26 protein-coding genes and 1 pseudogene are annotated in these 26,149 nt (G+C 67.0%); 17 read left to right on the top strand and 10 right to left on the bottom strand.

Translation table 11 applies throughout. The features are described 5' to 3' along the window. The first annotated feature begins 156 nt into the window (after positions 1-156). Positions 157-927 carry an isocitrate lyase/phosphoenolpyruvate mutase family protein gene (locus tag JW030_RS09780; RefSeq protein WP_241095406.1) on the top strand — a complete coding sequence of 257 codons (771 nt, stop codon included), beginning with the start codon at positions 157-159 and terminating at the stop codon, positions 925-927. Here JW030_RS09780 and JW030_RS09775 read toward each other — a convergent pair. Further along, on the bottom strand, positions 924-1,373 hold the full coding sequence (locus JW030_RS09775; protein WP_188044347.1) for an iron chaperone: 450 nt from the start codon (positions 1,371-1,373) through the stop codon (positions 924-926). The genes JW030_RS09780 and JW030_RS09775 overlap by 4 nt on opposite strands. Positions 1,374-1,382: 9 nt before the next feature. Continuing rightward, positions 1,383-3,350, bottom strand: a complete 1,968-nt coding sequence (locus JW030_RS09770) for an AarF/ABC1/UbiB kinase family protein (protein ID WP_188044346.1) — start codon at positions 3,348-3,350, stop codon at positions 1,383-1,385. Positions 3,351-3,530: 180 nt separating this feature from the next. Between JW030_RS09770 and JW030_RS09765 the strand changes: the two genes are divergently transcribed. Next, a complete protein-coding gene (locus JW030_RS09765; protein WP_188044345.1) occupies positions 3,531-5,183 on the top strand; it encodes a DHA2 family efflux MFS transporter permease subunit in 1,653 nt (550 codons plus the stop codon). A 3-nt stretch (positions 5,184-5,186) separates the two neighbouring features. On the opposite strand, the gene JW030_RS09760 is transcribed toward JW030_RS09765, so the two are convergent. Next, positions 5,187-6,545 (bottom strand): hypothetical protein, encoded by a 1,359-nt coding sequence (locus JW030_RS09760; RefSeq protein WP_188044344.1) that lies wholly within the window; start codon positions 6,543-6,545, stop codon positions 5,187-5,189. Positions 6,546-6,701: 156 nt separating this feature from the next. Here JW030_RS09760 and JW030_RS09755 point away from each other — a divergent pair, with 156 nt between their 5' ends. Together JW030_RS09755 and JW030_RS09750 are read left to right on the top strand one after the other, a co-directional pair. After that, positions 6,702-7,184, top strand: a complete 483-nt coding sequence (locus JW030_RS09755; RefSeq protein WP_188044343.1) for an aminoacyl-tRNA deacylase — start codon at positions 6,702-6,704, stop codon at positions 7,182-7,184. A 54-nt stretch (positions 7,185-7,238) separates the two neighbouring features. After that, positions 7,239-7,622, top strand: a complete 384-nt coding sequence (locus JW030_RS09750) for a DUF1304 domain-containing protein (protein ID WP_188044342.1) — start codon at positions 7,239-7,241, stop codon at positions 7,620-7,622. Here the strand turns inward: JW030_RS09750 and JW030_RS09745 are convergent. Then, a complete protein-coding gene (locus tag JW030_RS09745) occupies positions 7,619-8,497 on the bottom strand; it encodes a CPBP family intramembrane glutamic endopeptidase (RefSeq protein WP_188044341.1) in 879 nt (292 codons plus the stop codon). The two genes, JW030_RS09750 and JW030_RS09745, sit on opposite strands and share 4 nt — an antisense overlap. 149 nt (positions 8,498-8,646) lie before the next feature. Here JW030_RS09745 and arfB point away from each other — a divergent pair, with 149 nt between their 5' ends. Continuing rightward, positions 8,647-9,069, top strand: coding sequence for an alternative ribosome rescue aminoacyl-tRNA hydrolase ArfB (gene arfB, locus JW030_RS09740; RefSeq protein WP_188044340.1), 423 nt, complete (start codon positions 8,647-8,649; stop codon positions 9,067-9,069). 27 nt (positions 9,070-9,096) lie between these two features. Here arfB and JW030_RS09735 read toward each other — a convergent pair whose 3' ends face one another. Further along, positions 9,097-9,741 (bottom strand): NAD(P)-dependent oxidoreductase, encoded by a 645-nt coding sequence (locus tag JW030_RS09735; RefSeq protein WP_188044339.1) that lies wholly within the window; start codon positions 9,739-9,741, stop codon positions 9,097-9,099. 126 nt (positions 9,742-9,867) lie between these two features. Between JW030_RS09735 and JW030_RS09730 the strand changes: the two genes are divergently transcribed. The 3 genes from JW030_RS09730 (at position 9,868) to JW030_RS09720 (ending at position 12,816) form a co-directional block, all read left to right on the top strand. Continuing rightward, positions 9,868-10,263: a helix-turn-helix domain-containing protein gene (locus JW030_RS09730; RefSeq protein WP_188044338.1), complete on the top strand. Its 396-nt coding sequence runs from the start codon at positions 9,868-9,870 to the stop codon at positions 10,261-10,263. A gap of 75 nt (positions 10,264-10,338) precedes the next feature. Next, on the top strand, positions 10,339-11,988 hold the full coding sequence (locus JW030_RS09725) for an amidohydrolase (RefSeq protein ID WP_188044337.1): 1,650 nt from the start codon (positions 10,339-10,341) through the stop codon (positions 11,986-11,988). A 36-nt stretch (positions 11,989-12,024) separates the two neighbouring features. Then, positions 12,025-12,816, top strand: coding sequence for a GTP pyrophosphokinase family protein (locus tag JW030_RS09720; protein ID WP_188044336.1), 792 nt, complete (start codon positions 12,025-12,027; stop codon positions 12,814-12,816). On the opposite strand, the gene JW030_RS09715 is transcribed toward JW030_RS09720, so the two are convergent. Next, positions 12,813-13,877: an alanine/ornithine racemase family PLP-dependent enzyme gene (locus JW030_RS09715; protein ID WP_188044335.1), complete on the bottom strand. Its 1,065-nt coding sequence runs from the start codon at positions 13,875-13,877 to the stop codon at positions 12,813-12,815. The genes JW030_RS09720 and JW030_RS09715 overlap by 4 nt on opposite strands. Next, the gene (locus JW030_RS09710; RefSeq protein WP_188044334.1) at positions 13,874-15,001 is read right to left on the bottom strand and encodes a DUF1611 domain-containing protein; all 1,128 of its coding nucleotides are present in this window, start codon (positions 14,999-15,001) and stop codon (positions 13,874-13,876) included. Before JW030_RS09710 ends, JW030_RS09715 begins: the two co-directional genes overlap by 4 nt. A gap of 289 nt (positions 15,002-15,290) precedes the next feature. On the opposite strand from JW030_RS09710, the gene JW030_RS09705 reads away from it, so the two are divergent. From JW030_RS09705 to JW030_RS09690, 4 genes and pseudogenes are all read left to right on the top strand, one after another. Continuing rightward, positions 15,291-16,820, top strand: coding sequence for an MFS transporter (locus JW030_RS09705; RefSeq protein WP_188044333.1), 1,530 nt, complete (start codon positions 15,291-15,293; stop codon positions 16,818-16,820). Continuing rightward, positions 16,807-17,382, top strand: coding sequence for a TetR/AcrR family transcriptional regulator (locus JW030_RS09700; RefSeq protein WP_188044332.1), 576 nt, complete (start codon positions 16,807-16,809; stop codon positions 17,380-17,382). The genes JW030_RS09705 and JW030_RS09700 overlap by 14 nt, the downstream gene beginning before the upstream one ends. A gap of 214 nt (positions 17,383-17,596) precedes the next feature. Continuing rightward, positions 17,597-18,205, top strand: a pseudogene (locus JW030_RS09695) (Type 1 glutamine amidotransferase-like domain-containing protein); the annotation flags it as partial. Next, positions 18,202-19,557 (top strand): anaerobic C4-dicarboxylate transporter family protein, encoded by a 1,356-nt coding sequence (locus JW030_RS09690; protein WP_188044331.1) that lies wholly within the window; start codon positions 18,202-18,204, stop codon positions 19,555-19,557. The pseudogene JW030_RS09695 and the gene JW030_RS09690, both read left to right, overlap by 4 nt. On the opposite strand, the gene JW030_RS09685 is transcribed toward JW030_RS09690, so the two are convergent. Both JW030_RS09685 and JW030_RS09680 read right to left on the bottom strand, forming a co-directional pair. After that, positions 19,503-20,267 carry a response regulator transcription factor gene (locus JW030_RS09685; RefSeq protein ID WP_241095404.1) on the bottom strand — a complete coding sequence of 255 codons (765 nt, stop codon included), beginning with the start codon at positions 20,265-20,267 and terminating at the stop codon, positions 19,503-19,505. The two genes, JW030_RS09690 and JW030_RS09685, sit on opposite strands and share 55 nt — an antisense overlap. Next, the gene (locus JW030_RS09680; protein WP_188044330.1) at positions 20,260-21,915 is read right to left on the bottom strand and encodes an ATP-binding protein; all 1,656 of its coding nucleotides are present in this window, start codon (positions 21,913-21,915) and stop codon (positions 20,260-20,262) included. Before JW030_RS09680 ends, JW030_RS09685 begins: the two co-directional genes overlap by 8 nt. Positions 21,916-22,248: 333 nt before the next feature. Between JW030_RS09680 and JW030_RS09675 the strand changes: the two genes are divergently transcribed. Continuing rightward, on the top strand, positions 22,249-22,683 hold the full coding sequence (locus tag JW030_RS09675; RefSeq protein ID WP_188044329.1) for a VOC family protein: 435 nt from the start codon (positions 22,249-22,251) through the stop codon (positions 22,681-22,683). 121 nt (positions 22,684-22,804) lie between these two features. Continuing rightward, positions 22,805-23,566 carry a M15 family metallopeptidase gene (locus tag JW030_RS09670; protein WP_188044328.1) on the top strand — a complete coding sequence of 254 codons (762 nt, stop codon included), beginning with the start codon at positions 22,805-22,807 and terminating at the stop codon, positions 23,564-23,566. Positions 23,567-23,577: 11 nt separating this feature from the next. On the opposite strand, the gene JW030_RS09665 is transcribed toward JW030_RS09670, so the two are convergent. After that, a complete protein-coding gene (locus JW030_RS09665; RefSeq protein ID WP_188044327.1) occupies positions 23,578-23,913 on the bottom strand; it encodes a zf-TFIIB domain-containing protein in 336 nt (111 codons plus the stop codon). Positions 23,914-24,041: 128 nt separating this feature from the next. On the opposite strand from JW030_RS09665, the gene JW030_RS09660 reads away from it, so the two are divergent. The 3 genes from JW030_RS09660 to JW030_RS09650 all read left to right on the top strand — a co-directional run bounded on the left by JW030_RS09660 (position 24,042) and on the right by JW030_RS09650 (position 26,129). Continuing rightward, on the top strand, positions 24,042-24,287 hold the full coding sequence (locus tag JW030_RS09660; protein WP_188044326.1) for a helix-turn-helix domain-containing protein: 246 nt from the start codon (positions 24,042-24,044) through the stop codon (positions 24,285-24,287). Between the two features lie 88 nt (positions 24,288-24,375). Beyond that, complete coding sequence (locus JW030_RS09655) at positions 24,376-25,269, top strand: ABC transporter ATP-binding protein (protein ID WP_188044325.1); 894 nt, start codon at positions 24,376-24,378, stop codon at positions 25,267-25,269. Continuing rightward, complete coding sequence (locus JW030_RS09650) at positions 25,266-26,129, top strand: ABC transporter permease (RefSeq protein ID WP_188044324.1); 864 nt, start codon at positions 25,266-25,268, stop codon at positions 26,127-26,129. Before JW030_RS09655 ends, JW030_RS09650 begins: the two co-directional genes overlap by 4 nt. Positions 26,130-26,149: the final 20 nt, after the last annotated feature.

Here is a 26,149-nt window from a genome sequence, read left to right as displayed (position 1 = left end):
GCGCTCGAACTCACGTCATTTTGACCCTAGCCCTCGATGCGTAGAGGCGGCTGTGCGTCGTCGTCGGGCCTTCGCGGGCTTTCACGGCGAGATCACGAGTCGGGAACTTATCCTGGAATCGATTCACCTGTTCGCTCGACGCCGATGGGAATGATCGTGGCAACTTTTCGGGAGCTTCACCGCTACGGCAAGCCGTTGCTGCTACCCAACGCCTGGGATGTCGGTTCGGCCCTCGCTTTCGCCGCCGCGGGCTATCCAGCGATCGGCACGACGAGCTTCGGTGTCGCGGCAAGCGGCGGCAGGCCCGACGGGGCCGGGGCGAGCCGGGCGGCCACGATCGCGCTCGCGGAGCAGCTGTGTCGGCTGCCCGTCCACGTCACCTTGGACCTCGAGGATGGGCACTCCGATGACCCCGAAGAGGTGGCGCAGTTGGTGCAGGAGCTCGCCGACTGGGGCGTCGCCGGAATCAATCTCGAGGACAGCGCGCACGGGCATCTGGTCGACCCGGCGATCTTGACGGCGAAGATTCTCGCCGTCAAGCGGCGAAGCCCGGGCATATTCGTCAACGCCCGCGTGGACAACCTGTGGTTCGGGGAAGACGCCACGGTGGACGCGGTGCTGCGGCGCGCCCACAAATATGAGGAGGCCGGAGCCGACGGGATCTTCGTGCCCGGCGTCTTGGACGCAGCGGACATTCGGCTGATCGCCGACGGGGTTGGGCTGCCGCTCAACGTCCTCGCGCAACCCGCGATCACGCTCGCCCAGCTGGGCGCACTGGGGGTGTGCCGAGTGAGTTCAGGATCCCTGCCGTATCGCGCTGCAGTCGACGCGGCGGTCGCGTCGGTGGGAGAGCTTCGAGACGGTTCGCTGCCCCGCCCGGCGACCAGCTACTGGGAGATGCAGGCGCGTCTCGAGGGGTTTCGCTAGGAGACCGACTTCCGCACGAGCTCGGTGACCTTCTCCTCGACAGCCGGTGTCCATTCCTCGAGCGCGAACGAGACTGCCCAGATATCGCCGTCGTCGAGGCGGGCGGCCTCCTGGAACTCGATCGTGGAGTACCGGGAATTGAACTTGCCCGAGTTCTTGAACGCGAGCACGACCTTTCCATCCGCGTTCGCGTACGCGGGCATGCCGTACCAGGTCTTGGGCAAGAGGTCAGGGGCGTTCCGGGTGACCGCCAAGTGCACGCACTCGGCGAGCACGCGATCCTCTGGCGTCATCTTCGCGATGCTGTCGAGCAGCGCCTCGAGCCCGTCGGCGCGCTTCGCGCCTGCCTTACTCTCGGCACGCAGTTCGGCGGCGTGAGCCTTCATCGCAGCGACCTCAGCGGCGCTAAATCCGCCGTGTCCGTGGGTGTTCTGATTCTGGGCCATGCTCGGACTTTACTCCCGCGGGCGGATCCTGAACAGGTCAAAGAGTACGCGCAGGGTGAGAATTCCCGAGAGCACGACGAGGAGATAGCCGAAGATCTGGAAGAGGGTCATGCCCTCCGTGACCTCCGGCCCGCTGGTGCTCACGAGCATCATCGCCGCCATGATGCCGAACGCCGCCGCCAAGAAGCTCGCCGCGATCAGGTTGACGAGGCTGCGGACCAGGTCACGATCTCGCCGATCGGCGAACAAGCGCATGTTGATCTTGAGGCGGCCGTCAGCAATCGTCCCGGCGAGCTGGTCGAGGCGCTTGGGCAGGCGGCGCGCGATCGGCAGGATCGAGGCGAGCTCGTCGCTGAACGAAGTGAACACTGCCTTGGGGGAGAACCCTCGTGTGACCCGGTCCGCTGCATAGCCGCTGGCCTCACTGAGCATGTCGAAATCGGGGCTCAGATGGCGAAGCGTTCCCTCGAGGGTGGCGATCGCGCGGAACGCGGTCGCGAGCTCGGCGGGCACCGCGATCCGGTTCGTAGTCAACAGCCGCATCATCTCTTGGAACACCGTCACGTCGATGGCCGAGCCCGGGCCGAGCTTCGTCGCGACGAACACGCCGAGTTGACGCCTGAGTGCCGTCTCGTCAATCTCGTCGGGCAGTTCGACGAAGCCGAGCAACGCGTCAGCGAAGGCGCCCGAGTCGCCGCGGTAGAACGCAAGCAGGACCTCGCCGATCTGCGCGCGAAGCTCGGAGTCGAGGCGTCCGATCGAACCAAAGTCGAGCAGGACGATCTCGCCGTCGCCGCGGAGAATGATGTTGCCCGGGTGCAGGTCGGAGTGAAAGACGCCGTCCTCGATGATCTGCGTGAGCGTGGAGCGGAGCAGTCGGTTCGCCTGCTCGATGCGCTCCGCCTCCGGGTGCTTGGTGAACGCGCGAGGGTCGCTCAGGGTCTCGCCCACGACCAGCTCCATCACAAAGACCTTGCCGGTGCACAGCGCGGGGTAGTGGCGGGGAATCCCGACGCGTTCGCCCTCGGGGTGCTTCGCCTGCGTGATCGCCATGGCCGAGATGTTGCTCGCCTCAACGCGGTAGTCGAGTTCTTCACGCAGGCTCTCGGCGAAGTTCTCGACGAGCGCCTGAATGCCGAGGTCGCGCCCCCAGCTGGTCGTGCGCTCGAGCTGGGCGGCGAGGCGCAGCGTGATGTCGAGGTCGCGCTCGACGAGCGGCGTGATCCGGGGCCGCTGCACCTTGACCGCGACGAGCTCGCCGGTGAGTAGCGTCGCGCGGTGGACCTGGCCGATTGACGCCGCGGCGAGGGGCGTCTCGTTGAACTCGGCGAAGAACCTGTCGACCGGGCCGCCGAGCTCCTCCTCAAGCAGCGCTTTGACCTCGGTCCACTCGGCAGGCGGTACCCGCTGCTGCAGCTGCGACAGCTCGGCGAGAAACTCGGGAGGCAGCAGGTCGGTGCGGGTTGAGAGGAGCTGCCCGAGCTTCACGAACGCGCCGCCGGCGCTCTCGAGTGCGCTCCGCAGCGCACGCGCCTGCTTCGTGCGCTCGGCGATGCCCGCGCTCGTGCGCTCGGTGTTGAGTCGAAACGGGATCAGGCCGCTGCGGAAGGCGATTCGGGAGATCTCGGTGTACCGCCGTGTGCGCGCAACGCGCGCCTTGAACGACGGCAGCCACTGGTCGGGGCGAGGGATGGAACCCGTGGGCACCAGGAGCTCGGCAATCACCAGCGTGGCGATCGAGACGAGGAAAATGATGCCGATCTGGAGCGGCAGGAGAGCCAGGGTGCTGTCCTCTTGGCCCCAGACGAATCGGGACTCGAAGCCTACCTCGAGCCCGAGGCCCAGTGCGCCAGCGAGGAGCAGCCTGCCGAGGCCGATGCGCACCCCGAGCACGCGGGAGGCGAAGCTCGAGAGCACTACCAAGAACACAATCGTGAGGACGACCATGAGCACGCTGGTCCAGATCACACCGCTCATTGCAGCCTCCAAATATTCACGTCGGGGTGCTTACGTTACTGGGAAGGTCGTGTCGGGGCGGGGCTTCGGTGTCGATTGTCGTCAGGAGTCAACCCTTTGGTTGATACCGGCCAGACTTTCGATACTCCTAGACTGGGCGCGGAAAGCCTCGGCATTCCCTCCGGGGCGTTGGGGGTTGGCATGACCGACAATGTGGGCGTCTCGTCAGGCGCTGAAGCCGAAACGCACTCGGGTCGCCGTCGCTGGATCGGTCTCGGCGTGCTCGCCGGGGCGCTGTCGATGATCGTGCTCGACGGCACCATCGTGGGCGTCGCCCTGCCGGTGCTGATCGACGAGTTGCAGCTTGATCTCAGCGACGCCCAGTGGGTGAACGGCATCTACTCGGTGGTCTTTGCGGCACTGCTGCTCACGGCTGGGCGCCTGGGCGACCGGCTCGGGCGTCGCCGCATGCTCGTGGTCGGGATCCTGGTCTTCATGGCGGGCAGCTTGCTGGCGGCGCTTTCGGGCACGGCAGGATCCCTGATCTTGGCCCGGGTCGTGCAAGGCGTGGGCGGCGCGCTGATTTTGCCCACGACGCTCTCGACGGTCAACGCCACCTTCCGCGGACGTGACCGCGCCGTCGCGTTCGGTGTCTGGGGCGCGGTGATCTCGGGCATGGCGGCCTTCGGTCCATTGCTCGGCGGCTGGCTGACCACCGCGTTCAGCTGGCAGTGGATCTTCATCGTGAACCTGCCGATCGGCGCGATCCTGCTCGTCGGCGCGTTTCTCACGGTCGACGAGACCCGGGCCGTCATCACCGCGCGCGGTCTCGACGTCGACGGGCTCTTGCTGAGCGTTATCGGCTTTGGCGGACTGGTCTTCGCGATGATCGAGGGGCGCTCGCTCGGCTGGTGGGCCCCGATTGCGGACTTCAAGATTTTCGGTTGGGTGTGGCCGCAGACGGCTCCGCTTTCGCCGGTGCCGATCGCCGGCATCATCGGGATCATCGGGATCGTGCTGTTCATCCTCTGGGAGCGCCATCGCGCGAAGAATGGCCGATCGGCGATTCTTGACCTTCAGCTGTTCACCGTCCCGACCTTCACCTGGGGCAACCTCACCGCGCTCTGCGTCGCGATCGGCGAGTTTGGCCTGCTCTTCGTGCTCCCGCTCTTCATTGTGAACGCGATGGGGCTCACCACACTCGGAGCGGGACTCGTGCTCGCGGCGATGGGCGTCGGCGCATTTCTGTCGGGCGCCTCGGCCCGGCACCTGTCCGAGCGGATGGGTGCGCCCAACGTCGTGTTGCTCGGCCTCGGCATTGAGGTGGTGGGCGTTGCCCTGACTGCGCTGCTACTCGGTGCGGGCGTCTCGCCCTGGATTTTGGCCCTCGTGCTCGTCGTCTATGGGGTGGGTCTGGGGCTCGCTTCCGCCCAGCTCACGGGCACGGTGCTCGCGGATATTCCGCCGGAGGAGTCGGGCCAGGGCTCGGCGACGCAGAGCACCGTGCGTCAAATCGGATCGGCGCTCGGCACTGCGCTGATTGGGGCGGTGCTCGCTGCAGGCCTCGCGACGGCGCTGCCCGCACGCATGGACGCGGTCGCTGGTCTGCCGTCGGAAGGTGCGTCTCAGATTGTGCAGGCGACCGAGCTCAGTGCGGGAGGCACGATTGCGCAGATTCGCGGCGAAGGGACGACGGGCAAGCTGGGAGAGTCGGGGCCGGCGGTCGCGCAGGCCCTTTCCGACGGGCTTGCGGACGCATCACGCGTCGCGCTGTTCTCGGCGGGCGGCTTCCTGCTGCTCGGGTTTGGGGCCGCGCTGCAGCTACGGGCGCGGGCGCGAAGGAGCGCGAACTGACGCCTACCCTGCAGCGTTCCACGCCTCGACGAAGGACCGACCGGCCTGTGCGCCGTTGCCGCGAATCGAATCGGGGTCGATAGTGGGGGCGGTCTCGACGCAGAACGTGCTCGTCGTCCAGTCGAAGCACAGTCGCTCGTCGAAGGCGGAGAGCGATCTGAGTGGCGCGGCGTAGCTGGCGATGTCGGTGGGGGAGTCGAGCCCGACGTCGAACGAGTTCCCGGGTTCCAACCGTACCCTCGTGACGTGGTCCCGTTTCGCGAGAGCCAGCGCAGTTCGGGTCGAGGCCTCGAGCTCTCCCGGGGTCGCCTGCAGGCGGAAGGTCTGCTCGTCCCCCTGGCCTACTGCGAGGGTGACCTGATCGAGCGCGATCGAGCTCTGGAGATCGGAGATCGCTCGCGCCAGCTCTGCGAGGTTCGCGGTCGAATTCAGGGTGAGGGTCGCGCTCTGGTCGTTCGTCCATACCGACACGACGTCTGCGAGTGCGGCGGCATCCACCTGCGCCAGCAGGGATCGCGCTTGGTCGCCACGGGCGCCGGGGAACAGCGTGACGAGGTCACTCTGGAAGAACACCTCTGCCGAGGTTGAGTCGAGGGTTGCCTGGGTGAGCGCCCGCGCGATATCGAGGTCGTGTTCGTCGACGAGCGTGACGGTGACGGCATCTTTTTCGGCGCGGAACGACGTGAGCGGGATCTCTGCGCGGAGCGCGTCGTAGGCGTGAAATGCCGCCTCCGCCCAGGGCCCCATGCGGCCGGACAGCTCGATAGGGGCGGGCTCTTCGGCGGGGGATTTGAGCGTCATTGGTGGGCGCATGCCCGCGGCGGCGAAGGCGGCGGGCGCGTCGGTGATCAGCGCGGGTATTTCCGCCGGGGTCGCGGCAACCAGGGTGACATGAGTGACATCGGATTGATATTGCTTCGAGCTGAGCGTTGCGGCGCTCACGCGCTGATCAGCGCGCAGCTCAGAGAGGAGCGTCAGGAGAGCGTCATTTGCCTGGGGTGAGGCCAGCACCGGGAATGCCCAGTCGTTCATGACGAGGTCGATGCGCACGCGGGAGCCTGCTCCGTCGCCCGCGTGTTGCGCGGCAAACTCGCCGACTCGCTCAGCGAAGTCGCGAATGGCTGCGTCGCTGAGCCCGTCCCTGAGGGTGACGGTGCCGCCGACGCCGCCGGTGAATGGCATGTTGTCGGCACTCGAGAGATCGACGCGCAGGACCGCGGGGTCGCCCGCGAACTGCTGCGAGAACGACTTCTTCACCCCGTCCCCGGTCGCGCAGGCACTGAGCGTCATCAGCAGAACACCCACCAGTGCCGCACACACCACACGAATCCCGGCGGGCCAGAACTTCGGCAATTCGCGCATTGTTTCCTCTCTGAACCAACGCCGTTCTTGCCTCGGCGCCCCCAGGCTCCCTGGATTTCCGAGTATTGCATGCCGGTGACGCATCGGAAATATCCGGGACGCCGACAATGTTGTACTGCGAGAACGCGGCGAACGAGACGCTGAAGAAAGCGAGTCATGATGACGGAGACCACCCCCGCAGAGGTCGCGCGCGCGGCGACGGACGCCGCGGCACGCGGACTCGAGGTTGAATTCCTCAAGCGGGAGGGCTCAGGCCGCCCGACCAGTGCGGACTTTGGCGGTGCCCCGATCGTGAAGACCATTGTGGTGCAGCGCGGCGACACCTTCGTTTTCGTGTTGACCCCGCTCGACGCCCAGTTCAATTGGGCAAGGCTTCGCGCCCACCTCGGGGTGAATCGACTTTCGCTTCCCGATGCCGACGCGGCATTCGCCGCCACCGGCTACCGGCGCGGTACGATCACCCCGCTCGGCGCCAGCACGGCATGGCCGGTGATCCTCGATGTGAGCCTGGCGGGTCAGGACATCCTGTTGGGTGCGGGAGCTCCGGGCATCGGAGCCAAGGTGTCAGCCGACGACCTCGTGCGGGCCTTCTCCGCGGACGTCGTCGACTTGGCCGACGCGCCAAAAGCCATGGTCTAGGCTCGCGTCAAGACGCCGGATTACCTGGGCGCCACAGTTCACAGGAGGCCCATCATGGTGATCGCAGGACTCGTACTCGCTGGCCTCGCCGCGTTGCTGCACGTCTACATTTTCTACATGGAGTCGATCGCCTGGACGAGCACGCGCGTGCGCGCGACCTTCGGCACGACCGAAGATGAGGCTCGCGCGACGAAAGAACTTGCCTTCAACCAGGGCTTCTACAACTTGTTTCTCGCGATCGCCGTTGCCCTAGGGATCGTGCTGTTCGCGCTCGGCCACGCCGCAGTCGGCGCGACGCTGGTGTTTGTCGGGGCCGGCTCGATGGCGGCAGCCGCCCTCGTACTTCTCCTGTCGAGCCCGCGCAAGGCGCGCGCCGCACTGACGCAGGGAGTCATCCCGGCGCTCGGCGTGATCCTGCTCGCGATTGGGATTGCTTAGCGCTCCCGACCAGCTGCGTTGACCGGAAGGCCGAACTGCCCCGAAGGCAGCGAGGCCTTTCCCTTCACGAGGAAGATCGCGACAATCGCGGCCGCGATGTAGATGAAGTTGAAGACTCCAGCAAGAGCGATCAGTGACTCGGATCCGGAAGTTTTGCCTGCGGCGTCAACGCCTCCGGTGGCGAGGAACGTCGTGGGGTCGGTCGCGGCGTGCAACAAAATCGGCCAGATGATGTTCCCCGTCACCCGCAGCACGAGGTACAGCATTACGCCAAACCCGAAGGTGTAGGCCACGGTCAGCGCGACGTTGAGGAGTGGTTGGGTAAACGCATTGACGGTGTGCAGCAGGGCGAAGATGAGGGAAGACAGCACCATGACCGTCCGTTCGCCGTGACCCGCTCGGCGCAACAGGTTCACGGCGATGCCGCGGGTGATGAGCTCTTCCGCGAGACCGATGCAGAGTCCAGTTGCCAGCATCGTCAGGATGACCCCGACCGAGTACTCGGACCAGCTCGTGGCAGCGACGCGGAGCCCGATCGGGATGACGAGAAGGGCGACGGCGATCCACATCCACCAACGCCCGGCTACCGGCTGGCGGCCAAAAATCTCGCGGAACCAGCCGAGCGACCCAATGAAGCAGAGAAGAACGATCGCGCCAATCAGGATCGGGAGCGCGAGGCCAAAGAAGATGCTCGCCGGGGTCGCCAGTACGTTGTCGGCATCGACGTATTGGCCAAACCAGGCGCTGATTGGGAACGAGAGGGACACGTAGAACGCGAGGTAGACGGCCGCGGCGAGCAGGGCTTTCCACCACCCGCCACGGTTCCAGAATCGCTTCCAGCCCGAAGGGTTTTCGTGCGCGTGTTCTGCCCCCATGATGTGCCCCTTTGGTGTTCGTTGCCGCTCGAATTGCAAGTCTCGGTCCGCTCATCATTTCGGTTGCGGGCCTCAGCGCGCAAGACGGCGAGCCGTGACCTGGCGCGGGCTGCGCACATCCTGATCCCGTTTCATGGGACCCTGGACGCATGGACCTGGAGGTGACGCCCGCGCTGACGATTCCAGAGTCTGAGCTCGGCTGGCGTTTCTCGCGCTCGTCGGGCCCGGGCGGCCAGCACGTCAACACGTCCGACAGCAGGGTCGAGCTCATTTGGAACGTCGAGGGTTCGGCGGCACTGACAGATGCGCAGCGGGAACGATTGACCGAGCGATTGGGGCGGCGCCTCGTCGCGGGGACGATCACCGTGGCCGCTTCCGAGCAGCGCTCGCAGCTGCGCAACCGAGAAATCGCGCTCGAGAAGCTCGCTGAGCTCGTGCGCGCCGCGCTCGCGCCGGATCCTGCCAAGCGGCGTCCGACTAAGCCGACGCGCGGCTCGACCCGCCGCCACCTCGCCGCCAAGACCCAGCGGTCCGCGACGAAGCAGCTGCGGAAGCGGCCGTTGGGTGACTAGGGCTCGCCGCCGCCGGACGAGAACCTGCTAATAGGCGACGGTGAAGCGCGCGCGACGGTGTGCCGGGCGCTCGATCTCGTCGACGAACGCGTGCGCGAGGTCGGCGCCCGAGATTTCTGAGTTTCCCGCCTCGTCCGCGAGCAGGACGTCGCCCCCGAGGCGGAACGTCCCCGTGTGCTCGCCCGGCGCCCAGGCGCCAAACGAGGCCGCCGGGCTCACGAAGAACCAGTCGAGCGCTTCGTCGGAGGCGCGCAGGTCCTCGAGCGCGGCCGCCATCTCGCCCGCCTCTCCCTTGAAAGCGTCCGGGAAATCAGGAGTGTCTGCGAGCGCGGGGCCTCCCGGTGCAACGAGCAGGGATCCTGCGCCCCCGATGACGCCGAGGCGCGCGCCGGCACCCTGTGCCAAGGCGGCGAGGTCGCGCACGATGCCTTGTAGCTTGCCCTCGAGTGCACCGCGCGGAGACAGCGCCTCTGCGACGACATCGGCGCCAGCGACGGCCTGGTTGAGGGTCTCGGAGTCGAGCACGTCGGCCGCGACGTAGGTCACGCCGGGGACCTGCTGTTCGGGCACGTTGCGGGAGATGGCGGTCACCTGGTGGCCACGCGAGGCCGCCTCGCGGACGATGTTGGAGCCGGCGTAGCCGGTGCCGCCGAGGACGGTAATTCGAGTCACGGGGAACTTCCTCTCTCAGGGGCTCGTGTTTCGAGCCCTCAATAGTTACCATAGGAGAGTAAGGCGCGCATGGGAAGTAGGCACCTTTTGGTAAGTAAGTACCGGTTTGGTGCGCGAGAGGACATGATGACTGAGCTAGCCGCGAACCCGTATGACCGAAACTGCCCGTCGCGCCGACTGCTTGACCGCATCGGCGACCGCTGGACGGTGCTGATCGTCGGCACGCTGGCCGACGGGCCCATGCGGTTCGGGCAGATCGCTCGGCGCGTCGACGGTGTCTCGCAAAAGATGTTGACGCAGACGCTGCGCGCGCTCGAGCGGGACGGCCTGGTGAAGCGGACGCTCTACCCGGAGGTTCCGCCACGAGTGGAGTACGAACTTACCGAGGCTGGTCAGACGCTGCGCGCCCCGCTGCGCGCCCTTGAGCAGTGGGCGATGGAGCACATGTCGAACGTTGCCGTCGCCCACACCGAGTACGACGACGCGGCCGTTTCGCAGGAACGGTCAACTGTCCCGGTGTAGCCGCCCAGCGCAGATCACCCTGTGCCAGGATTGCCGAGGAAGTGGTGCACCGGAGCGCCACGACGGGGGAATGGCATGTCGGCAACACTGTTCATCGGAAACGTCCTGACGCTCGACGAGGCGAACCCGCGCGCGAGCGCGGTGTTGGTCGAGGGCGGCAGGATCGCGGCCGTTGGCGAAGCGGCCGATCTGCGCGCCGGGCTGCCGGCAGGCGCAGAGGTCGTCGAGCTCGGAGACCACGTCCTCATGCCCGGCCTCATCGAACCCCACGGGCACCCCACCTCGAGTGCTGTCGTGCTCAGCGAGCACGTCATCGACATTCGTCCCGTCATCGTGCCGACCGCGGACGAGGTCATGCGCCGCATCCGTCAGGGCATTGCCACTCGGCAGACAGGGGTCGTCGCCAGCGGGTGGGACCCACTCTTGCAGCGCGGCCTCGTCGACCCGAGCCGCATGAGCCTCGACGAGCTCGCGGGGGACGTCCCCATCGTGATCCTGCACAACTCGGGGCACAGCGCCTTCTTCAACACGGCCGCCGCGCGGCTGGCGGGCGTGACGCGCGAGACCCCCGACCCCGCCGGGGCCTCGTTCGTCCGGGAGGCCGACGGCGAGCTCGCCGGCGTCGCCCTCGAGATCGGTGCGGTGTTTGCCGTTGCCGGCCCGCTGCTGAGCGCCGCATATGCCGATTTTGGCGAACTCGTCGCCGCAGAGTTGCGTCGCGCAAGCGAGGTGGGCGTCACCACGATGGGTGACCTGTCGTGGAACCCCGAGCAGGCGCCGCTGATCGCCGCAGCCAGGCAACAGCACGAACTGACCGCGCGCATTCGAGGGTACGAGATGTCGCACCCCGGCGGCAGCGGGTCGGTGCCGCGCGAGAACGGCGACGACATGGTGCGCCAGGTCGGCATCAAGACCTGGGCCGACGGCTCGCCCTGGGTGGGCAACGTCGCGACGACGTTCCCGTACCTCACGAACGAGACGACCGCGTCGATGGGCCTCGAACCCGGCCATCACGGCACGGCGAATTACGACCAGCAGCAGATCACCGAGATCTCGCGCGCCTACGCCGCCGAGGGGTGGCAGCTGGCCTGCCACGCGCACGGGGACCTCGCGATCGACAGCGTGCTGAACGCCTGGGAGGCGGTCATCTCCGAGCTGGGGCTGACCGATCACCGCTTCCGGCTCGAGCACGTGGGCGCGATGACTCCGGCCCAGTTCGAGCGCGCCGCGGCCCTCGGCGTGACGGCGAGCGTCTTCGTCGAGCACGTGCACTACTGGGGCGACGTGCTCGTCGATGACCTGTTCGGCGAGCCTGGCGCACGCTGGGCCGATGCCGAATCGGCCTTCGCTGCGGGCATGCGGGCGACCTTTCACAACGACGGAACGGTCACGCCGCTCGAGCCGTTTCGCAACATGTCGGTCGCAATGACGCGCTTGAGCAATGCCGGAACGCACCTAGACGGTGCAGCAGGGGTCTCGCTCGACAATGCGCTCCGCGCCCACACCGTGAACGCGGCGTGGCAGCTGCAGTCGGAAAAGGACCTCGGCAGTATCGAGGTGGGCAAGTACGCTGATCTGATTGTCATCGACCGCGACCCGCACCAGGTCAGCGCGGCCGAGCTCGCGGACACCGTCGTGCTCGCGACGTACCTCGCGGGGGAGCGCGTGTTCGCCGTGCAGACCGCAGAACACTCAGAGCTCTCAAATACTCGTTCGGCAGACTGAAGGCTTGTGATCGACCGACCGTCAGGACCGCCTCGTATGAGTTCTCCCACCGCGCAATTGCCTCGAAGTTTTGTGAGCGGTTCGCCGAACCAGGAGCGGCTCGTTTTTGCGCGGAAGATGCGCGAGGACTTCCTGCGGTTGCAGATGGAGCACCAGTTCGGGATCGACGAGGTGCTGACGAAAGTGTCGATCCTGCAGCGCGAGTTTCTGCACCTGCACCAGTACAACCCCATCGAGCACGTCGGGTCGCGCATCAAGTCGACCGCGAGCATCTTGGAGAAGGCGTTGCGGCGCGACCTCGAGATGACGACCGAGTCGATCCGCGCCGGCATCACCGATATCGCCGGGATCCGGATCACCTGCAGCTTTATCTCGGACACCTACCGGGTGCTCGAGACGCTGACGTCGCAGTCCGACGTCCAGGTGCTGAAGATCAAGGACTACATCAAGTGCCCGAAGCCCAATGGATACCAGAGCTTGCACGCCATCATCCAGATTCCGGTATTTCTCACGTCGGGTCCGGTGCCGGTGACCGTTGAGGTGCAGATTCGCACGATCGCCATGGACTTCTGGGCGAGCCTGGAACACAAGATTCACTACAAGTACAACGGCTCGGTGCCCGACCACCTCGCCGCGAGCCTGACGCAGACCGCCGATATCGCCGGCCAGCTCGATCGACGGATGGAGCAGATGCACCAAGAAGTGCGGGGCATCAACCCGCAGCTCGAGGACGACTCGCACGCGATTGAGGGCGTGGACGAGGCGCTGCTGCTGCAGATGTGGGAGCGCGCACAGCCCCTTCCGGAGGCCGTGCGCGAAAGCGCCTAATTCGCGAACGTCCGGGTGCCGACGAACGGCGAGGTCGCCGCGACCATGAGCGCGCTGTAATCGAGCCCAAACGTGAGCTCGTCTCCCACCGACACGTCCTGGTCACCGAGGTCGACGACGAGGTGGTCGCTGCTCATGCCGATCATCGTGATGCCGGCCGGTGGGATGAGGCCAGCGAGATCGGTGTCTTGCCGACCGAGCGCGACGATGGCCTGACGGATGAACCCGTTGCCCACGGGCGGGGTGCGGTGCGAGAACGCGGCCGCGGAGATCTCGCCCCATGGCTGCACGGGCTTCAGCTTCGCCTCAATAACCTCGCCCACGAGGGTGAATGCGCCGGTTTGCAGGCCCGCGATGGGGCTGCGTTGCAGCGGCTCCGTCCCCAGCAGGATCGCCTCTCCGAGCCGCAGCTCGGTGATGCGGCCGGTGTCTGAGGTCGAAAGTGCCCACTCGAGGTTCGCCGAGTTGCCGCCAGAGATAACAGAGAGCGGGTGGCCGACGGCGGCCTCGACGCTGTCCGCGAGCCGCGAGAGCTCGTCCATCTTGCGTTGATCGGGCACGACCCCGCTATGGCAGGCCAGGTTCGTTCCGAGCCCCTCGAGCGTCAGCCCGGGGCTGCGCTCGACCGCCCGCGCGGCCGCCACGACGTCGTCGGCCGCGATGCCCTCGCGCAGGTCGCCGAGTTCGACCATGAGGATCACCCCGTGCGTCACGCCGAGCCGCACGGCAGCCTCAGAGAGCGCGTCAAGCACCGCAGGCTCGGTGTTCAAGCTGGTGCTCGCGTGTAATACCGTCTGCTCAACCTGGCTCAGCATGGGTGAGCGGACCAACGTGAGCGGCGCCGTGACGCCCGCCACCCGCAGCCGGGTCAGGTTCTCAACGCGCGAGTCGCCGATGCGGGCTGCCCCGCCACGCAGCATGGCCTCGGCGACGTCGGGGGAGCCGCACACGGCCTTCGAGATGCCGGCGATCTGAATGCCCTTGGGGGCGAGCAAGCCGACGAGTACCCGAGCGTTGTGCGTGATCGTGGTGAGATTGATGTTCAGGCGTGGGGCGTTCACCGGGTGGCCGAGGCGAGCGGCGCCTCGATCGTCGGGAACGCGCGCAGCACCATATCTACGAGCCGGTCGAGCGGCCGGGTGAGCGGGTCGGTCGCGGGCAGGCCGAGCTCGATCTCGTGCTGGTCGATGGCCGCGCCGATCTCGACGTCGGTCATGCCCTCGTGGTTGATGGTGACGCCGATCACTTTGGTGGCGGCGAACGCCTCAATGAGGGCGATCTCGCTCGCCACAGTGGGCGTCCTGATCGCCGGGTAGTCGCCGAGGAACTCACGCGTGGGCGCGTGCTGCACGACGACTCCCTGCGGGCGGCTGCCGCGCAGGATCGCGGTGGAACTCAGGTAGGCCGGGTGGCTGAGCGCCCCTTGGCCCTCGACCACGATGACGTCGGGGTGCTCGTTCTCGAATGCGAGCACGACTTGGTTCTCGACCTCGCCCGAGCAGAACTGAGGGATGATGGCGTCGAGGGCGACCCCGTACTTCCCTCCCTGGATGAGCGTCGTCTGGCCGGTGCCCACCATGACCGCTTTGATACCGCGCTCATTGAGCGCCTGCACGAGCAGCGTGGCGGTGGTGCGCTTGCCGACCGCGCCGTCGGTGCCGAGGACGGCGATGCGGGGGCAGGTCACGTCAAAGATCCTGCCGGTAAACATCTGCAGGTCTTTCTTGGCCTTCGGCTGCCGAATGTCGGTGATCGTGACGCCAGCGGCGAGGCTCGCGGCGACGAACTCGGCGTCGTCGTTGAGGAACTCGTGCAGGCCGTTGATGATGTGCATGCCGCGATCAATGCCGTCGAGCAGCACGATGCGCTGGGCGTTCGAGAGTAGCCCGTCGGCCGGGGCGAGCCCGCAGATGAGGTAGTCGGGGACGCTGCCGGCGTGCGCGATCGCGTCGTCCAGGCTCGCGAGCACGGGGATGCCGTTGGGCTCGCCATCGAGCAGCATGCCGGCGTCGACGCCAGCCTGCGTGCGGTCGATGACGCTCAAGATCTCGTACTTCTCGGAGTGGCGGACGAGGCCGTTGGCGGTCTTGCCGTCCTGCTCGCCGAAGAGCCCGTCGCAGTAGACGATGGCGCGGCTGCCGCGGGGGAGAGTGGATACGACGGAAATGGGGGTGGACGGGTGCATGAGCAATCCTCTGAGTAACTCAGAGGAGGCGACGGAATCGTGGCGGGGCGGAACGCCGGGCGGTCAACGAGAAGTCTTCCCTAAGGCCAGCGAGTGCCAGCGCCCCACGGTAGCAGCCGAAGTGGTGCGTGGGCTGGGCGCCGTCTTCTTCGGGGCTGCACAGGGTCTGCGTGAGCGTCAGGTGAGAGATTTCGTCGATCCTGCGCCGGATCACACTCGTCGGGGTGACATAGATGAAACCGACCAGTCGGCTTGTTGAACAAACCGTCTGGTCGGTAGGCTGGTGCGCATGGCACACCCCGAATCATCCGCACCGCCCGCCCGCGCCGGCCGACGTCAATGGGCTGCCCTCGGGGTGCTCGTACTGGTCGTCGTCCTCCTGACCGTCGACGGTACGGTGCTCTACCTCGCCGTTCCCTCCATGACCGTCGACCTCGAGCCGACAGCCTCGCAGCTGCTGTGGATCGGCGACATCTACTCCTTCGCGCTCGCCGGCCTGCTCATCACCATGGGCAATCTCGCCGACCGCATCGGCCGCAAGAAGCTCCTGCTGATCGGCTCGGCGGCGTTCGGTGTCGCCTCGGTACTCGCCGCGTTCGCCCCGAGCGCCGAGATGCTCATCGCCGCACGGGCGCTGCTCGGCATCGCAGGCGCGACGCTGATGCCTTCGACGCTCTCGCTCGTGCGGGCAATGTTCGTGGACGCGAAGCAGCGCACCAAAGCCATCGCTATTTGGTCGATGGGTGCCACCGCTGGCGCCGCCCTCGGGCCATTAGTCGGCGGCGTGCTGCTCGAACACTTCTGGTGGGGGTCCGTCTTCCTCATCAACGTGCCGATCATGGTGATCGTGCTGGTCGCCGGGCCGATCCTGATCCCTGAGTCGCGAGGGGACGCGAAGGCTCCCATCGACCTGCTGTCGTCCGCCCTGTCGATCCTGTCGATCATTCCGCTCGTGTTCGCCATCAAGCACTGGGTGAGTAGCGGCTTCGACCTCGTGGTGGTGGGCACTGCGCTGATCGGGCTTTTGGCCGGCTGGGTCTTCATCCGCCGACAGCTGCGGCTCGCACACCCCCTGCTCGACCTCACCCTGTTCCGCATGCCCGCGTTCGCCGGTTCGGTCGCGGCGAACGGTCTCGCCATTTTCGCGTTCATGGGTCTGCTCTTCTTCTTCTCGCAATACCTGCAGCTGGTGCGCGAGTTCGGGCCGCTGCTCGCCGGAATCGCCGAACTACCCTCGACGATCGCCTCGATGGTCGTCGTGCTGTTCATTGGGTTCCTGGTGGCGTGGCTCGGACGGGGTCGCTCGATCGGCCTCGGCCTGGCCCTGGGCGGTATCGGGCTCGCGGGCATCGGCCTGACCATCACGATGCCGAGCTACTGGGGTCTCGGCATCTTCCTCGCTGTCGTGGGCCTCGGGGTCGGTGTCGCGATGACGCTGTCGACCGACGCCGTGGTGTCCTCGGTGCCGGAGGCCCGCGCGGGGGCCGCGGCGTCGATCGCCGAAACGGCCTACGAGCTGGGCGCCGCGCTGGGCATCGCCGTGCTCGGTTCGGTGCAGCTGGCGATCTATCGTTCGAACCTCGCGCTGCCCGTTGACACCGATGCTGCCACGACAAAGGCGGTGGAGGAATCGTTGGCCGTGGCGATGGCGACGGTCGACAACACCACCGTCATCGAGCACGCGCAGCACGCGTTCACGGTCGCGGTGCAGACCACGTCGTATGTGGCCGCGGCGCTGCTCATCGTGGCCGCGGTGGTCGCCTGGCGCGTCATCCCGTCGCCGCGCGGGGCAGAATCGGCCGTGAATGTCGCGCACTGAACCCGTCGTCACTCGCGACAAAGAACGCACCCGACGCGCGATCCTCGAGGCCGCCGAACGCTTGTTCTCGGAGCGCGGGGCCGGGGTCAGCCTTGCCGAGATCGCGGAGGGAGCCGGGGTCGCCAAGGGCGGGCTCATGCACCACTTCCCGAGCCGAGACGCCTTGGTCTACGGGGTGATGGAGCACTGCGCCGTGCGGATGTGGGAGGAGGTGCGCGCACACATCGACCTCAGCGAGGTACGCGCCGGGCAATTCACTCGTGGCTATGTCCGGGCGCTCACCGGAGACAGCGACTATCTCAGCTCGGTCTACAGTCCGACCGGGCTGATCGCGGTGTTCGGGAACGCAGTCGAGGTGCAAGACATCTTCGAGCGGGACGCGGCGCTGTGGAATGCCGCGTTTGCGGCCGACGGGTTGTCCACCGAGCGCGTGTTGGTGATTCGGCACGCCGCCGAGGGCCTCGCGTTGGCTGCCGGGAGTCCCTATGTGACCCCCGCCGCGCTGACCCTCGGACGGGCGGCGCTGCTGGCGCTCGCCGAGCCCCTCGAGACGCCGGCGTAGGGAAGTTCACCCGAAAATTGGTCGACACTCGATACTTGCTCGGATAGCGTGTGAATCCACGGCGAGCGGCAAAGGGGCAGCGATGGCGCACGTAGTGGCGACCGGGGCGGGCAAGGCCATGATGCAGCGGGGGAATGACCCCACGCACGATTTCATACTCGGGTTGAACGGCAAGAGGCGGCCGCGGGTGCTTTTCGTGTGAACCGCGACCGGTGACGACGCGTCATACATCGTGAGCTTCTACGCGACGTATGACTCGGACCGCTGCGCTCCCCACCATCTTCCGCTCTTTCATCGCACGGTGGACGACCTCGCGTCGTACGTTCGGGGATTCGACGTCATTCACGTCGGCGGCGGGAACACCGCCAACATGCTCGATGTGTGGAAGGGTCAGGGTCTCGATACGATCCTGCGCGAGATGTGGCAGGATCCGGCCTCGAACGTGGTGTTCACTGGCGGCAGCGCCGGCGGGATCTGCTGGTTTGAGGGCGGGACGACGGACAGCTACGGGCCGACGCTTCAGGTGTTGCCCGAGGGGCTTGGCCTCGTGCCCGGAAGCTTCTGCCCGCACTACGACGCGGAGGATCAGCGCCAGCCGCTGTTTCACGCGGCGCTGCTCAGCGGTGAGCTCGGCACGGGCTACGCGGTCGGCAACCTGCAATCCGTGCACTTCGAGAATGGTGTGTTCCAAGCGGCGATCAGCCCGGTCGAGGGCGGCCTCGCGCTGCGAGTCGAGGCGATCGATGGACGCATTGTCGAAACGCCACTCCCGCTTACGGTGCTGGAGGCTTCCGCGCCCGTGCAGACAGGGCCCTCATCATGAATGACAACGTGTGGGTGATGCTCGCCCAGCTCGTCGTGGTTGTTGCGGCAATCTACATGGGCACGCGCACGAGCGGAATCGGGCTCGGTGTCTGGGGACTCGTCGGCGTCGCCGTGCTCGTGTTCGGCTTCGGATCGGCCCCGGGAAACGCCCCCGTGGACGCAGTGTTCATCGTCATTACTGTGATTACAGCGGCCTCCGTGATGCAGGCTGCGGGCGGCATCGAGTGGATGGTGGCGGTCGCCGCGAAGGTGATTCGGAAGCGGCCGCGCTCAGTGGTCTTTCTCGCACCCGCAATGTCGTTCCTCTTTACGGTCGGCGCCGGCACCGGCAACATCTTCTACCCGCTGCTGCCAGTGATCTACGACGTCTCGTACCAGCAGAAGATCCGGCCGGAACGGGCGCTCGCGGTCTCGGCGGTCGCGTCGCAGGTCGGGATCCTGTGCTCGCCCGTCTCTGCTGCCACCGCCTCGATGGTCGTGCTGCTGGCGCCGCAGGGCGTCGACCTCGGTCGGCTGCTCCTCATCATGTGGCCGGCCTCGATCGCCGGACTCTTCATGGCGGCGCTCGTCATGCTCAAGCACGGAAAGAACCTTGAGGACGATCCTGAGTTCCAACGTCGGCTGGCAGACGCGCAGATCAAGCCGCCCGCAACCAACGTTGGCGAGACCAGGCTGCCGCGCACCGCAGTCATGTCCGCCTCACTCTTCCTCATCGGCGTCGGCGTGATCGTCATGTTCGGCCTGTTTGAGGGCCTGCGCCCCGTCATCGGCACCAACGCCGACGGCGACCCCACGCGGCTGAGCGTCACGGTGATCATCGAGGTGACGATGGGCGTGATCGCGGCGCTCATCTTCGTATTCTGCAAGGTCAAGGCAGCGGACGTGCCCAAGCAGGCGACGTTCCCCGCCGGCATGGTCGGCGCGATCGCTCTGTTCGGCATCGCCTGGCTCGCAAACACCTTCGTTGCTGCGAACCAGAAGCTCATCGTCGACGGGCTGGGCTCGGTGGTCTCGGGCTCGTCAGCCTTCCTGGGCGCGCTGCTCTTTGCGCTCGCCCTCTTCGTCGTGGCGATGCTGACGACGAGCCAGTCGAGCGCGACCAACGCGATTGTCCCCATCGGCATCACGATTGGTCTGCCGCCCGCGCTGCTGGTGGGGCTGTGGCCGTCTGCGATGGGCATGTACACCCTGCCGGCGAACGGCAGCCAGGTCGCGACCGTCGCCTTTGACCAAACCGGCACGACCAAGATGGGCAAGTTCGTGTTCGACCACTCGTTCCAACTGCCGAACCTGGTCTACGTGGGGGTCGCGGTCACCGTCGGCGTGCTGCTGTCGTTCGTTTTCGTGTAGTTGCCGGAATCGCGGTTGAGGTACTTCAAGACCGCCAGCACGCGCCGGTGGGCGTCGGGGGCGACCGGGAGCGATAGCGCGTCGTAGATGCGCGAGATATGTTGTACGACCGCCTTCTCGCTGATGAACAGCCGGGCGGCGATCGCGCCGTTGCTGCGACCCTCCGCGACCAACGCGAAGACTTCCTGCTGCCGCGGCGTGAGCGAGCCGACAGCCGAATCGGCGATCCGGGCGCGCGCCACCATCACCGCGACGACCTCGGGATCGATCGCGGTGCCTCCCGCAGCGACCTCGCGCAGGTCTTCGATGAAGCCGTCGACGTCAGCGATGCGTTGCTTGAGGAGGTAGCCCACGCCGCCGGTAGGTTGCGTCCCCGGGTCGCCGGGCCCAGCCTGGCCGAGAAGTTCGAGCGCGTAGCGGCGCTGCACGTGCTGCGAGAGCACCATGACCGCGAGGCCCGGGAAGCGTGAGCGGATCCTGCGGGCCGCGACCAAGCCCTCGTCGGTGAACGTCGGTGGCATGCGGATGTCGGTGATGACCATGTCGGGGGAGAGGCTGGCGACGGCTTGCTCGAGGTCGGCAGCGTTGCCGACCGAACCCACTACCACCATGCCCGCCTGGCTCAGCACGAGCTCGAGGCCGCGACGCAGCAGCACCTCGTCCTCGCCGAGCACTATGCGCAGCAGTGGGTTGTTCGGCGTCTCAATCACTCGGTACCTCCGCCCGAATCGTGGTGCCTTCGCCCGGCACGCTGGTGATGCGCATGGCCCCTCCGAGCACGTCGATGCGCTCGGCCATTCCCGTGAGTCCGGCGCCGATGCCGGCGCGCGCGCCGCCCACGCCGTCATCGCGTATCTCGATGCACAGGGTGGACCCGGAGCGCTCGAGCGCCACGCGGATGGAGTTCGCCGCCGAGTGCTTGACTGCGTTGGTGAGGGCTTCCGCGACCACGAAATATGCGGTGCTCTCGATTGCCGCGGAGAGCTCGCCGTCAGCGACAGCAAGGTGCAGTTCGGTGGGAATGGGCATGCGATCCACGAGATCTTCGGCGGCGGCCGAGAGACCGCGCTGAATGAGGGGCGCGGGCATGACGGCGTGCACCAGGCTGCGGAGGCCTGCTGCCGAGCGATCGATGTCGCGCCGCAGCCGAACGGCGCGCTCGGCGAAGTCGGTGTCGTCCGCGGCCGCGTGCGCCATCTGCTGCGCCTCGATGCCGAGCAGCACGAGCTCGGATTGGAGACCGTCATGGAGGTCTTGCGCGATCCTCCGACGCTCGGTGTCCGCCACCTCAACAAGGCGTTCCCGAGACCGCTGGAGGTCGGTGCGGCTCGCGTGCAACAGCGCGGTGAGCCGCTCGCGGTCAAGCGCGAGCGCGACGACCCTGCTCGCGGTGCTCATGAGTTCCGGCTCGGAGGACAGCGCGCGGTCGAAGCTGATGGCGCCGATGCGACGACCATCAAGCTGGACGATCTCGAATCCTCGCTGATCGTCCCCGTGTGGGTCGGCAACCTGGTCGCCCTGTGTGTCGACGAACGCGTTGAGCTGCGGCGCCCAGAACCAGATGGTGAGCGAGGGGTCTCCTAAGGTCCGCGCGAGTGCGGAGGCGATTCCCGTCTGGTTCGTCGTCCCAGATTCGAGCCACTCGCCGAGCTCTTCGACCTCGCCGGTGCGGGCGACGCCGCCGCGCAGCACGGCGAGCGAGAATGCCACAGGCAGCGCCATGAAGACGACGAGCTGGAAGGTGCCCACCTGGTCGAGCTGCCAGCCGAGCAGCAGTGGGAACAGGTGAGCGGACGTGACGAGCAGAATGGTCGCGATGAGTCCGTACGAAAAGAGCGGGATGAGGACGCGGCGTTCGGCCCCGCTCGCCGCACGCAGGCGCACGATGAGCAGCAGGGCGGTGGCCGAGAATACGATGGCGCCCGCCGCGGCCTGCACTGACTCACCTAGCACCGGCGCCTGCAGCAAGGTGGCGGTGAGGTAGGCCATAGCGGTGGTGGCCCGCGCCGCGCGGGTGCGCAGTCGACCGGTGGGGAAGGCGAGTAGGAGGTGAATGAACGTGGCGAGGGGCACGGTCGCGGCTAGGGTGCCGGCGGTCGCGAGCACGGGCAGCGGGGAGTTCCCGAGGCCAACCAGGAGCACTGCGGCGCCGGACAGCAGAATGAGCGGACCCATCAAGCTGCCGGGGCGTCCGTGCCACGCGAGCAGGCCAGCGCCCAGGTACACCGCGACCGTGAGGGGAAAGAGCACGAAGGGGGCGAGCGGTAAGTCAGTCGGAGTCACGGCGACCAAGACAAGGACCAAGAGCATCCCCGCGCACGCGAGCGCAATGAGCGAGCGGTCGAGCGATCGACGCATTGGCGGTAGCCCGCGGTGGTGCGCGCCAGTCCTTCGCATTCGCTCGCCCCCCGGGTCACGGCGCACCCTGATCGCGGCGCCGCGATGTTGGCGCCGGGAAGTGCGAGACCAGCTAAGCACAGCGAACGCGTCCGGTGCACCGCCGCTCGGCCGCTCGCCCAAAGACAGGACGTAGGTCTAGGGGTGCCGCCATCCGGGCGTGCGCTGATCTCGCTGCTGCACCCGCTGGTGAGTTGGAGTAAGGAGCGCGCGGCTCAGGTTCGGTAGCCGAACACGGAGGTCACATTCGGCTTACGCGGCTACCGTGGAACCGAGTCAGATTGCGAGGTCGCGATGGATCAGTTCACGATGGGACCGGTCGGGCAAATCTCCCGGCGGGTGAGTGACATCGAGGCGGCGGTTCAGTGGTACTCCGACGTGCTCGGCTTCGCCATGCTCTACCGGTTTGGCGACCTGGCGTTCTTCGACCTCGGCGGTATGCGGCTGTTTCTCACCTCGGGCGAGGGTGAAACCGATGTGCGGGGCGAGTCGGTCATCTACTTCCGCGTGGACGACATTCATGCGACCCACGCCTTGCTCACCGAGCGCGGCGTGAGCTTCATCGGGGCGCCGCACCTCATCTACCAGCACGAGACGGGGGTCGAGGAGTGGATGGCGTTCTTCCACGACCCCGACGGGCAGACGCTCGCGATCATGTCGCAAGTGCGGGGCGACGGCAACGTACACGCTGCCATCGCCCCGGAACTGCCTCGTCGAACAGCTCGCTGAGCCAGCTTTCCCACCTCTGCGGACGGTGTTTCGCGCGAGCACTCGGTATGCGCCAGAATGGCGTCAATCGATCGCTCGGCGGCTGTCGCCGACGATTCAGGCTGGGAAGTTGGGGGACCGCGTGAACTACGCGAAGCGGATCGCGGTGACGGCGTCACTCGCCGCCGGGGCGCTGGTGATGCTTGCCGGATGTACGCATGCCCGTTCGGTGGTCGCGCCTGAGGCGGCCGAGGGCAGCGCGGACGCGGTGACTGGCGCAAGTTGCCCGCTGCTCCCCGAGGGCTTTGAGTACGTCAGCGACGTCGACCCGAGCATCGCGGTCGAGCTGCGCTACGCCACCCGCGCCAACTTCACCGGCGAGGTCGTCGACGGGTACGAATCGGAATCGGCCGCGGTGCTGCGCGATGACGCGGCCGAGGCGCTCGCGGCCGTGCAGTCGTCGCTCGCCGGGCAAGGGCTCGAGCTGCTCGTTCTCGACGCATATCGCCCAACACGCGCCGTGCAGTTCTTCATGGACTGGGCGCAGACAGACGATGACGCGACGCGGGCCGAGTATTACCCGACGTTCGAGAAGCCGCAGCTCTTCGAACTCGGTTACATCGCCGAGCGTTCGAAGCACTCGCTCGGCGGCACGGTCGACCTCACCCTCGTCGACTCGGCCTCGGGTGAACCGCTCGATATGGGCGGCGAGTTCGACCTCTTCGATCTGCGCTCTCACTACGAGGCGGAAGGGATCGACGCTGCCCAGTTCGAGAATCGCACCCGGTTACGCGAGGCGATGCTCGCCGCTGGCTTCGAGCCGTACCCGCAGGAATGGTGGCACTTTTCATTCCCGCTGCCGGAGTCAGCAGGGGCGCGAAACTTCGCGATCGGCCCCTGCTGACGACGGGTGGTTTAGTCGAACAGCTCGCTGAACCAGCTTTCCTTCTTCTTCGGCCGGTTGTACCCGCGGTTGTCGTACCCGCGGTTGTCGTACTGAGGCTGCTGCTGCGCGTAGCGGGGATCCGGGTAGCTCGGCGCGGCGTGCGCGGGGGGAGCTGCGGGAGCAGCCGGGGCCACAGGAGCCGCAGCAGCGGGGGTGCGCGCGGCAAATTCCGCCTCGGCGCGGTCGATGATCTTGTCGAGCTCGCCGCGATCGAGCCAGACGCCCCGGCACTCGGGGCAGTAATCGATCTCGACGCCGCTGCGCTCGCTCATGACGAGTGTCGCTGAATCAGTAGGGCACTTCATGGATCCTCCAGAGCTTCGTTGGTGGTCCCAGCGTATTGATGCAGGCGGGGAATTTGCCTGGGAGGGTGGTGGCCTGGTGCCCATCGCCGCGTAGGCTGTGACTACGAATTCGTGCAAAGGAGGACCATGTGGAATCACCGATCAGCTCCCCAGAGGACGTCGGACGTCTGGTGCGTTCCGTGCGCGAGCGCTACGGGGCGAGCCAGCAGGATCTCGCCGACCGGCTCGGCGTCAGCCAACGCTGGCTGTCGGAGCTCGAGCTCGGCAAAGGCAAGCAGGCGAACGCCCGATACTTCGAGGTGCTGCGGCTGCTCGGCATCCGCCTGGCCGGATCAACGTCCGAAGACAAACCGGCGATCTTCGACGCGCCCTGAGTGACGACCCGCATCCACTGACCGGTGGAGGGAAAGATCAGTGGGCTGACGGCTGCCGCTTTACCCGTTGCCGGGCGAGACTGGTGTCATGACTGCACACACTGCCCCGGTGGGCGCCGCGATTGAGGCAATCGGGCTCTCCAAACGCTATGGCGCGCGCACCGTGCTCGACGACGTTTCGTTGGAGATTCCGGGCGGAGAGACCTTCGCGCTGCTCGGCCCCAACGGGGCGGGGAAGTCCACCACGATCGGGATCCTGACCGGGGTGGTCCGTCCGAGCGAGGGAAGCGTGCGCGTGCTCGGGAGCGACCCGGTCGCGGCTGGGCGTGCCTGGAGGGCGCGTATCGGGATCGTGACGCAGACGAGCGGAGACACTGGGCCGTACACGGTCGTCGAGCTCGTGCGGCACTATGCCGCGTTGTACCCAAACCCCCGGGACCCGGAGGCCGTGATCGCCGCCGTCGGCCTCGCGGAGCGTCGGGACGTGCGGGTGACCAAGCTCTCGGGCGGGCAGCAGCGGCGCGTCGACGTCGCCCTCGGCATCGTCGGAAACCCGGAGGTGCTCTTCCTGGACGAGCCCACCACCGGGTTTGACCCAGAGGCGCGGCACCAGTTCTGGGGCCTCATCGAATCGCTCAAGGCGGACGGCACCACGATCCTGCTCACGACCCACTACCTCGAGGAGGCGGCCCGGCTCGCGGATCGCGCCGGCGTGATCTCGGGTGGGCGCCTGGTCGCCATCGATACCGTGGACCGAATCGGCGGGCCGCTCGCGCGCGTGCCTCGGGTGCGCTGGCGCGGGCCCGATGGGCAACTGCACGACGAACGCACCGAGCACCCAGGCGAGCTGGTCGCGCGCCTGGTCGCCGGGCACGGCGGCGAACCGCCAGAGCTCGAGGTGATCAGGCCAAGCCTCGAAGACATCTACCTCGGCCTCATCGGCGACGACCGCGCCGCGCAGCTCGAAGGGCGTGCAGCATGAGCGCCGCAGGGCTTTCGCACTCCGCCGCCCGGCGCCAGGCTGGGGCCCTTCCCGGGATCCTGCCCACTGGGATCCGGCTCGCCCTCTTCGAACTCCGCGGGTACTTCCGCGCGGGCGACACCGTGTTCTTCACCTTCCTCTTCCCAGTGATGATGCTCGTCATCTTCAGTGCCGCGTTCAGCTCGCAGGGCAACATCGGCACGAACCCTGACGGCAGCGGCGGCGTGAGCATCGCCACCTACTACCTCACGGGTATGCTCGCGGCGGGCATGCTGCTGAGCGGCACGCAGAACCTCGCCGTCGACATCGCGATGGAGAAGAGCGACGGACGACTCGCTCGCCTTGGCGGGACCCCGCTCTCTCCGGTGAGCTACTTCATCGGGAAATTCGGGCAGGTGTTTGTCACCGGGCTCGCGCAGGCGGTGTTGCTGTTGCTCGTCGCCCGCTTCGCCTTTGGCGTCGAACTCCCGACGGAGGCCGCGAACTGGTGGATTTTTGCCTGGGTGTTCGTGCTCGGCACCGCGGTGTGCGCGCTGCTCGGCGTCGCGCTCGCCGCAGTCCCGCGCACTGGCAAGAGCGCCGTCGCGGTCGTGCTGCCCCCCGTGCTGATCCTGCAGTTCATCTCGGGCGTCTACCTGCAGTTCTCGATGCTGCCTGAATGGCTGCAAAACATCGCATCAGTCTTCCCGCTCAAGTGGATGGCTCAGGGCATGCGCGCGGCCTTCCTTCCCGAGAGCTTTGCCGTGGCCGAGGTCTCTGGGGCCTGGGACCTGGGCATGGTCTCCGCGGTGCTGTCGGGCTGGCTTGCGATCGGTTTGGTGCTCAGCTTGCTCACCTTCCGGTGGGTTCGCCGCTCGTGAGTCGCCTTCGTGGGAGGCTG

It is taken from the genome of Leucobacter sp. CX169, assembly GCF_017161405.1.
GTDB lineage: Bacteria > Actinomycetota > Actinomycetes > Actinomycetales > Microbacteriaceae > Cx-87.
This window is presented reverse-complemented; position numbering and strand designations above follow the sequence as displayed.

What these genes read in the sequence shown, in the direction of transcription:
- JW030_RS09775 (WP_188044347.1), bottom strand. Translation starts at nt 1,373, where the DNA reads ATGGCCCAGAATCAGAACACCCACGGACACGGCGGATTTAGCGCCGCT.
- JW030_RS09770 (WP_188044346.1), bottom strand. Translation starts at nt 3,350, where the DNA reads ATGAGCGGTGTGATCTGGACCAGCGTGCTCATGGTCGTCCTCACGATT.
- JW030_RS09765 (WP_188044345.1), top strand. Translation starts at nt 3,531, where the DNA reads ATGACCGACAATGTGGGCGTCTCGTCAGGCGCTGAAGCCGAAACGCAC.
- JW030_RS09760 (WP_188044344.1), bottom strand. Translation starts at nt 6,545, where the DNA reads ATGCGCGAATTGCCGAAGTTCTGGCCCGCCGGGATTCGTGTGGTGTGT.
- JW030_RS09755 (WP_188044343.1), top strand. Translation starts at nt 6,702, where the DNA reads ATGATGACGGAGACCACCCCCGCAGAGGTCGCGCGCGCGGCGACGGAC.
- JW030_RS09750 (WP_188044342.1), top strand. Translation starts at nt 7,239, where the DNA reads ATGGTGATCGCAGGACTCGTACTCGCTGGCCTCGCCGCGTTGCTGCAC.
- JW030_RS09745 (WP_188044341.1), bottom strand. Translation starts at nt 8,497, where the DNA reads ATGGGGGCAGAACACGCGCACGAAAACCCTTCGGGCTGGAAGCGATTC.
- arfB (WP_188044340.1), top strand. Translation starts at nt 8,647, where the DNA reads ATGGACCTGGAGGTGACGCCCGCGCTGACGATTCCAGAGTCTGAGCTC.
- JW030_RS09730 (WP_188044338.1), top strand. Translation starts at nt 9,868, where the DNA reads ATGACTGAGCTAGCCGCGAACCCGTATGACCGAAACTGCCCGTCGCGC.
- JW030_RS09725 (WP_188044337.1), top strand. Translation starts at nt 10,339, where the DNA reads ATGTCGGCAACACTGTTCATCGGAAACGTCCTGACGCTCGACGAGGCG.
- JW030_RS09720 (WP_188044336.1), top strand. Translation starts at nt 12,025, where the DNA reads ATGAGTTCTCCCACCGCGCAATTGCCTCGAAGTTTTGTGAGCGGTTCG.
- JW030_RS09710 (WP_188044334.1), bottom strand. Translation starts at nt 15,001, where the DNA reads ATGCACCCGTCCACCCCCATTTCCGTCGTATCCACTCTCCCCCGCGGC.
- JW030_RS09705 (WP_188044333.1), top strand. Translation starts at nt 15,291, where the DNA reads ATGGCACACCCCGAATCATCCGCACCGCCCGCCCGCGCCGGCCGACGT.
- JW030_RS09700 (WP_188044332.1), top strand. Translation starts at nt 16,807, where the DNA reads ATGTCGCGCACTGAACCCGTCGTCACTCGCGACAAAGAACGCACCCGA.
- JW030_RS09690 (WP_188044331.1), top strand. Translation starts at nt 18,202, where the DNA reads ATGAATGACAACGTGTGGGTGATGCTCGCCCAGCTCGTCGTGGTTGTT.
- JW030_RS09680 (WP_188044330.1), bottom strand. Translation starts at nt 21,915, where the DNA reads ATGCGTCGATCGCTCGACCGCTCGCTCATTGCGCTCGCGTGCGCGGGG.
- JW030_RS09675 (WP_188044329.1), top strand. Translation starts at nt 22,249, where the DNA reads ATGGATCAGTTCACGATGGGACCGGTCGGGCAAATCTCCCGGCGGGTG.
- JW030_RS09665 (WP_188044327.1), bottom strand. Translation starts at nt 23,913, where the DNA reads ATGAAGTGCCCTACTGATTCAGCGACACTCGTCATGAGCGAGCGCAGC.
- JW030_RS09655 (WP_188044325.1), top strand. Translation starts at nt 24,376, where the DNA reads ATGACTGCACACACTGCCCCGGTGGGCGCCGCGATTGAGGCAATCGGG.
- JW030_RS09650 (WP_188044324.1), top strand. Translation starts at nt 25,266, where the DNA reads ATGAGCGCCGCAGGGCTTTCGCACTCCGCCGCCCGGCGCCAGGCTGGG.